Here is a 7,991-nt window from a genome sequence, read left to right on the forward strand (position 1 = left end):
AAGATAAATTACTTTTTCAAATAAGCAACATTAAAAAATCTATAACAAACAAAGGAGAAGTCATGAATAACAAAATAAATGAATCTCAACTACGCCTAGAGAAAATGGGAATAGAGAGGGAACTAGCTAATAAATTAATCAGCTTTAAAAATGAAAGTGATGAGCCAATATATGACTCAGCATTTAAAATCACAAATTTATGTGAGGATGTTTTTATTAAAAAGGTTAAGAAGCAAATTTCACAGCAAGAGGCAAAAGATATTTATCAAAAAGCTATTGCCAGACGCGAGTTTGTCTCTCGTTATATAGAAAACGCTAGAGAAATGACCGAACCACATTATCGCGCACAACGTGCTTGTAATATCGATCACGATACTGCAGCAGAGTGCGATGCAATTATACACAATTTACAATCAGGAGAATAATATGACAACAGATAACAACATAGTTGAAACTACATTTAATACTAAAGACGGTTATAATGAATGTGACCATTGCCAGTCAGTTCTAAGTCCAGCAGCTTATTTTGTTAAGCTGATGGAGACAATTGAGAAGTATATTCCTAAAGCTGAACTTAAAAAACGTCGTCCTGATTTATTTAAGCTTTCGCTAGATTGTGAAAGTACTAATAAGACTAAATTGTATTTAGAGATAGCTAATGAAATAATGGAGAAGAATCTAGGTGGCAATGCTCTAGAAAAATTAGCCACAGCTAAGTATCCATTTAATCTACCAGCAAATTTTCCTTTAATTAGCATACGTGCTTATCTTGAGAAGCAGGGTATAAGTTTAGCCGATCTATATAAGGTGCTGGAGCCGAAAGCTGATAATGTAGCAGAATCTTTGAGTCTTTCACCAGAGGAGTACAAAGTCATTATTGATGCAACTGATCCTAACGTACAAGAAGTATATGGAGCAAATGCAAATGAATTACAAAAAGTTGAAAAGTTCATTGCTCAAACTAATATAGATTCTGATAAATTAAATAGATTAGTTGATTGTTACAATAAACTTAAAAATCCTCCTAAGAAAATATATGCTGGTTTAGAAAATATTAAGAACCTTGATAATCAAGCATTAGGTTTTTTACATCGATTTATTCGTCTTGCAAATAAACTTAACTGGTCATTTGATGAGCTAAGTGATGCATTAATTGCTATTGAGCAAAAAGAAATCAATGCAGAATCTTTAAAGGAGATAAGTAAAATAAAAAATTTACAGAAGAAATTAAATAAGCCTTTAATTGAAGTGTGCAAGTTATATTCGAATGCTTCTATATCAATGAAAGAAAGTAAGAGTAAAGAAGATGCGAATAGTGCAGCAGAATCTTTGTTCTTTTTGCAAGGAATAAAGGATTCACAACTCAAGCAAGAATATGGCATAGATGAACCTTCAGAACCTTTTAAGGAACAAAGCATTGGTGAGTTTATTACACAGAACGAAATGAAGCGTGAACAAGTAGAGCGCTTACTTAGTAATTATAATAATGGTCAATTTACTCGTAGTAGTAAGAAAATAGAGAAAATTAATACTAAAGAACAAAGATTTTTACATAACTTTACTCAGTTGACTAAAAGACTTGCATTGTTATTTGATAAGCTATCGAAAAATGAGTTTAAACGCAATGATACCGTACTACAAAAAATTTGGAATATTAGTGATAACGAACTAACTTCCTTAATTAACTATAATGATCAAGTTTCAAGTGAAAAAGGAACATTACCAATCTTAAAAGTACATAAACAAATTCTGCTTGCAAGATTAATGAACATATCAATATCAGAGATGATACAAATTTTACTGCATCTAAATATTAATGAAGTAAGTGCAAGCAATATAGAAAATATTGTTGAATTAAATGATTGGTTAAATAAAAATTCTCTTACTATTGAGCAATTAAGTAGATCAGTAAATGCTTCAGCACTCATTCACGATCATGTAGAAAAAATAAGCAAAATAGAAGAAGAATTAAAAAAGAGTGAAGATTTAGAAAGTGAAAAAAAGCTAGATTTATTATTGAATCATGAAGACCTTGCCTTTCAAGAGAAAGAGAAAATAAGAAAAGCACTAGAAAAACCAGAAATCAAAAAACTAAAAAGTACAGAAAAGTTGAATGTACTAACGAGAGATTCTGAGTTTGGAGCAAAAGTAAAAGGCAAACTTGAAGTACTGAAAAGTAAAGATATATTAGATGCATTAATGAAAGATTCTGAGCTTGGAACGAAAGTAAAAGGCATACTTGAAGAGTTAGAAAGCAAAGAAAGTAAAAAACTGAACAGCAAAGAAAAATTGAATAAATTAGAATTCGATTCTACTCTTTTGGAAGAATATAAAACAATAATAAATGAGATAAGAGAAAGAATAAATGAAATAAGAGAAAGAAGGGATGAGCTACATAACGAAATACATAAGTATTTTAATGTCAGCGCTGATGTGTTATCTGCAACTCATCAATTTACAAAAAAACATGGAATAAATTTACAGTTATTGAGACTAAAAGACTCAAATAAGAATGTAGACGTAGCTATACTAGGGAATAAAGCGGTATTTATTGAAGAGGAGAAAAAAGATTCTGTAAAGGTAAAAATGGATAAGCCAAGAAAGAACATGGCGGTTGCAGTAATTGGTACACAGACAATTTTCTTTGGTGGTAAAGAAGATGAAAAGGTATCTAATAAAATAGATATCTACGATGCTAAGACTGAAAAATGGACAGAGCATATTGCAAGTGAAGGACGTGAGAATGCGTCAGTAGCTGTAGTGAATAAGCAAGTTATTTTCTTTGGTGGAAATATAGGTAACAAGGAATACTCTAAGCAAGTAGATATTTATAACAGTATTAGTAATAGCTGGACAAGTACTACAAATGGTAAATCGTATGACAATGTGTCAGTAGCTATAGTTGGTACAAAGGCAATATTCTTTACAGAAAAAAAAGATAATAAAAAGATAAGTCAAGTATACATTTATGATTCTATAACCAAAAGCTGGGTGAAACGTGAAGGTAAAAAGAGCAGTGAATCGTCTTCAAATCGTACAATAAATAGTATAAAACATTGTGGAAAAATAGACATTTATGATAATAAAGCTTGGAAAGCCATAGATATTTATAAGCCTGATGAGCGTAATGAAATAGAGATAGAAAGCGATAGAGTATATATTAATAATATCGAGAAAGAATACTCAATAAAATCATCAATAACATACGATGCAACAGTTGAAGAACTTTTAAATAACACAGATGTATTTAACACGCTTAATCTGAATGCAGAAGATATAAAAAATATTACAAATTATGTGAATATTTATAATCTAGAGGGAACATGGACAGAAAAGCAGATAAAAATGCTTACAAATTATAAAACACTGCAAAATATTTTTTCAGGCAATGAACTTACTTTATCACAATATACAGATTGGTTAAGTGATAGTTATGAAGAAAATAAAGTAACAGAAAAAATAGCACAGCTTACTAATTGGAATAAGAAAGTACTAGATGATATAAAAAAGATTGAGACATTTAAACAATGCTTTGAAAAAGAAAATAATCCTATAGATTCTTTAACAAAAATCAAATGTTTTATGGACATGGAGGAGAAATCAGGAATTGCTGGTAATATTTTGCTGGAACTAAAAGACCTGCATAATTTATCAGCATCTACTGGTTGGAATAAATATCTCGGTACTGAGAAAAACCTAAAGGAATCACTAAGTTACGTAGAAGGAGTAAAAGAACGACTAGAGAATTGTAAGCGTGATATTTTAGCAAACTACATGCTACATAAATATTCTGAGATAAAAAACAAAAACATGCGAGGTCTGTATGCATTCCTTTTAATTGATGTTGAAATGAGCGATTGCGCAAAAATTTCTCCACTGAAAGCAGGACTAAATAGCCTTCAACTCTATATACATCGCTGTATACTAGGTCTAGAAGAAGGAGTAACAGTTAATCCTGAATTCACAGAAGAAATGTGGGATCTGCTAGATAATTATAGAGAATGGGAAGCAACTAAAAAGATCGCACTATATCCAGAAAATTACTTAAATCCTACGCTGCGTAAATCTGCAACAGCAGAATATAAAGCACTACAGAATACTTTAATGCAAGGAAATCTTACCGATGAAGAAGCAGCTAATGCATATATTCAGTATTTTGAGGACTTTGCACAGCTTGTTAATTTAAATATAGTTGATACTCATTTTGCGAGCGAGGAAAGTAAGTTATATATCTTAGGAAGAACGCAAGTAGAGCCTTATATGTACTACTATCGTGTTGGTGATTTGAAGAGTGATAAAGATACAGAACCACAAAAATGGAGTCCTTGGGAAAAAATAGAAACCCAAATACCAGTTAAAAAAGCAAGGGTAGTTTGTCAATATAACAAAGTATTTATTTTTTGGCTGCAAAGATCTGAGAAAGTAAAAGATGTTCAGGGCGTATCAATAAATGATTCCTACCTTAATGTATATTATATCTTTAAAAAGCTCGACAATGGTTGGTCACCTCAACAAAGAATCTTAAATGATATTAAAATAGATGAAAAATTTGAGCGTAAAATAAGGTGTTATCTTTCAGAAAAAGATTACTACGAAAACCATATAAAACATCATGAAAACAAGAAAGAAGAAACTTCAAACTCTGCAGAAAAAGAAGGATGGCAAAGTCTAATAGATGAACATAAAAAGAGCATTAAAGAATTAGATGAATATATAAATAACATAGTGCAATCATTAAAAAATGTTAGTAAAGAATTTAAAGGGGAATTAATAGTAAACTGCGATAGCGATAAAGTGTTAATTAAATCTAGAGAAGCTGGATTTGAGAATAGTGAATTTAGCCTTGAAAAAGATTTTACCTCAAAAGAAGTGGGAAAATTCTATTTAAGCAATAGCAATAATGATGATCGCAGACGAGCAATAGACAGTATTAATGAATTTTACAAGAATAAAGAAGAAGAATGTAAAAAAGAAAATGAAAATAAAAAGCAAGCGGGTACAGAAAGAATAAAAATGAAAGACAATGCTATGAAAATGCTAGAGGATGATATAGCAAAACTAGAAAAGGAAAAAAAAGAAAAAGAGGGATTAAAAAAGACGCTAGAAAGTATATCTAGTAAAACACAAGAACAAAAGAAACAGAAAGAAAATGATCTGCAAAAGGTAATACTTGCTATAGCATCTGAGTTAGATGACCTACAAAAGGAAGAAAAAATAAAAGATGATGTGGAGAAAGTAAAGATAGAAAAAGTTAAAACAAAGGAAATATGCGATAATCTGCAAGACAGATTAACAAAATCAAAAAAATTTGTTGAAGATGATATTTACATATTTTCTTCCAAAGACGAAGTATTAAAGAAATTGCAAGATATAGAAAAAAAATGGAAAAATTTTACAGATGATTTTATGAGAACATCTAGTAAGGAAGGTATAAGAGATCTAGAAATAAAAGCAAATGAATTACAAGGAGGTAGCAATGTAGATAAACTTGAAACAGAAATAACAAAGTTGGAAACAGAAATCAAAAACAAGACAGAAATCAGATTTGAAGAATGTGAAAAGCACAGAAGATGATGAATGTAGTCAATTAAAGAAAAGAAAAGAACAAGAAATTAATCTAGTACAGAGTTTATTTGATCAAAAAGAAAAAAGTAATTCAGTAAAGGGAATAAAAGATAAAGACATTATTGACTTAGTGTACAAATCGTATAGTTCAACTTATTCAACTGTGCCAGTAATTTTGATATCTGATAGTAAACTTGAGGTTAAGAAATTTTATGATTTTTACGGAGTATATTTATGGGAAATATTCTTTCATATACCAACACTGATAGCATATCTTTTCAACCAAGAGCAAAAGTTTGCTGAGGCACGTAAGTGGTATCAATATATCTTTAACCCTACTAAAAAAGGTTGTGATTCATGGCAATTTATTCCTTTTAAAAATAAATGTACAACAAAAGATTATAGTAAGGAAAAATGTGATAGTGGAAATTTAGTTGATTCACTTGATCCATATAAAGAGGCTGATAAGAAGGCAATTTCTTATGAAAAGTATATGATAATATCATATGTGGATAATTTAATTGATTGGGGTGATATGCTCTTTTCACAAAATTCATGGGAAGGAATTAATCAAGCAACCATGCTTTATATCAGAGCTTGGGATCTTCTTGGAGAAAAACCTAAAAAGAAAGTAAAGCATAAATCTGAATCTCAGAACGTGTGTCAAATATCAAATAGTAACATTAAAGCACTATGCAAAGCAGAAACAACCATTCCAAGTGGTACAAGTTCTATTCCTGCTACAACCAGTATCATTGAATATTGTGAATATTTTTGCATTCCAGAAAATAAAGAATTCATTAATCTATGGAATAGAATTGAAGATCGTCTTTATAAAATAAGACATTGTTTAGATATCAAAGGCAAGCGTTTAGAACTTTCTTTATTTCAGCCACCTATAGATCCAAAGCAGTTAGTAAGTTCCACTGCTGGAGGAAGTACTATAAGATTGCCAAAAATAGCTCAAGTACCTCATTATCGTTTTAAGTACATGATTACTTATGCTAAGTCAATTGCTGATACTGTTACTCAAATTGGTTCAGAATTACTCAGTGTTTTAGAGAAGAAGGATGCCGAAGCTCTTACTTTGCTTTATAACAAGCAAGAAGGAATAATGGCAAATTTAATGACAACCATTAAGGAGAAATCTATAGAGGCATTAAAAGAAGATGCTAAAGCTCTTAATACAAGTTTAAACAGTGCAAAAAGTCGAAAATCTCACTACGAAAAATTAATTGACAAGGGTGGTCAGCTCTTGAAATTTCTTCTATGACTCTATCTGGAACATCAACTACAGTATTAACTGCAGCAGGAATCGCTAGACAAGTGGGAGCTGTAGCTCATTTTATACCTACAATATTTGGCTTTTCTAATGGGGGATTTCAGCCTGGTAGCGCTGCAGATACAATAGCACGTGGACTTGAAATAGCTGCTAGTGTAACAAAGGATATATCTCAAGATCTAAGTATTTCAGCAAGCTATGAAAGACGAGCTCAAGATTGGGATTTACAAAAAATCATGGCAACTCATGATGTTGAACAAATTAGCTATCAAATAGAAGCAAATAAAATTAATCAAGCAAATGCTTTACAAGATCTTAAAGCTCATAAAGAATCCATAAAACAAATAAGAGAAAAAGAGCAATTCTTCAGAAGTAAATTCACTAATCAAGAGCTGTATAGTTGGATGAAAGGAGAGCTTAAAAATTTATATATTAGAGTTTACAGACTTGCATTGGAAATTGCTAAGCAAGCTGAAATGACTTATCAATATGAATTTGACAACGATAAAATATTTATTCATCCAGGATATTGGAATAGCTTAAAAGAAGGATTACTTTCAGGACAAAAGTTAAAATTTGATCTTGAACAACTTGATAAAGAGTACCATGACAATAATGAAAGAAGATTGGAGATTACTAAAGTAATTTCATTAAAATCTCTAGAGCCTATAGCATTGTATGAGCTTAAAACTCAGGGAAGATGTAAATTCTTTTTAACGGAAAAACTATTTGATCTTGATTTTCCTGGTCATTATGCTCGTAAAATTAAAGATATAAAGATTACTATTCCAGCAGTAGTAGGTCCTTATGAAAACATTCATGCGAGTTTACAACAAACAAGTAATCATGTGGTTTTGAAAAGTGAAGGTGCAATAAATGCTATAAAATACTTAGTGAACCCAAGGGAAGAAGAACAACCAGAAAATGATCTTTTAAGATTCAACTGGAAACCAAATCAAGAAATTGCTATCTCAAAAGCTGATCAGGATAGTGGGCTATTTGAACTTAGTTTTGGTGATGAGCGCTATTTACCATTTGAAGGTACAGGTGTAGTTTCTACCTGGGAAATTGAATCTTCCTCAAGCAAATAACAGATTTGATATTAGTACTATTTCTGATGTTATAATTAATTTGGATTATACAG

At 30.7% G+C, this 7,991-nt stretch carries 4 protein-coding genes; all 4 read left to right on the plus strand.

What is annotated here, in order from left to right; genetic code table 11:
• The first annotated feature begins 62 nt into the window (after window positions 1-62).
• The 4 genes from NL275_RS01855 to NL275_RS01870 are packed head-to-tail and all read left to right on the plus strand — an operon-like array spanning window position 63 to window position 7,938.
• Entirely contained in the window at window positions 63-425 is a 363-nt protein-coding gene (locus tag NL275_RS01855; RefSeq protein WP_253299825.1) for a hypothetical protein, read from the plus strand.
• Window position 426: 1 nt separating this feature from the next.
• The gene (locus tag NL275_RS01860; protein WP_253299826.1) at window positions 427-5,574 is read left to right on the plus strand and encodes a neuraminidase-like domain-containing protein; all 5,148 of its coding nucleotides are present in this window, start codon (window positions 427-429) and stop codon (window positions 5,572-5,574) included.
• Complete coding sequence (locus NL275_RS01865; RefSeq protein ID WP_253299827.1) at window positions 5,555-6,838, plus strand: hypothetical protein; 1,284 nt, start codon at window positions 5,555-5,557, stop codon at window positions 6,836-6,838. Before NL275_RS01860 ends, NL275_RS01865 begins: the two co-directional genes overlap by 20 nt.
• Window positions 6,835-7,938 carry a Tc toxin subunit A-related protein gene (locus NL275_RS01870; RefSeq protein ID WP_253299828.1) on the plus strand — a complete coding sequence of 368 codons (1,104 nt, stop codon included), beginning with the start codon at window positions 6,835-6,837 and terminating at the stop codon, window positions 7,936-7,938. The genes NL275_RS01865 and NL275_RS01870 overlap by 4 nt, the downstream gene beginning before the upstream one ends.
• Window positions 7,939-7,991 lie beyond the last annotated feature (53 nt).

Source organism: Wolbachia endosymbiont of Chironomus riparius (assembly GCF_918315375.1).

What these genes read in the sequence shown, in the direction of transcription:
- NL275_RS01855 (WP_253299825.1), top strand. Translation starts at nt 63, where the DNA reads ATGAATAACAAAATAAATGAATCTCAACTACGCCTAGAGAAAATGGGA.
- NL275_RS01860 (WP_253299826.1), top strand. Translation starts at nt 427, where the DNA reads ATGACAACAGATAACAACATAGTTGAAACTACATTTAATACTAAAGAC.
- NL275_RS01870 (WP_253299828.1), top strand. Translation starts at nt 6,835, where the DNA reads ATGACTCTATCTGGAACATCAACTACAGTATTAACTGCAGCAGGAATC.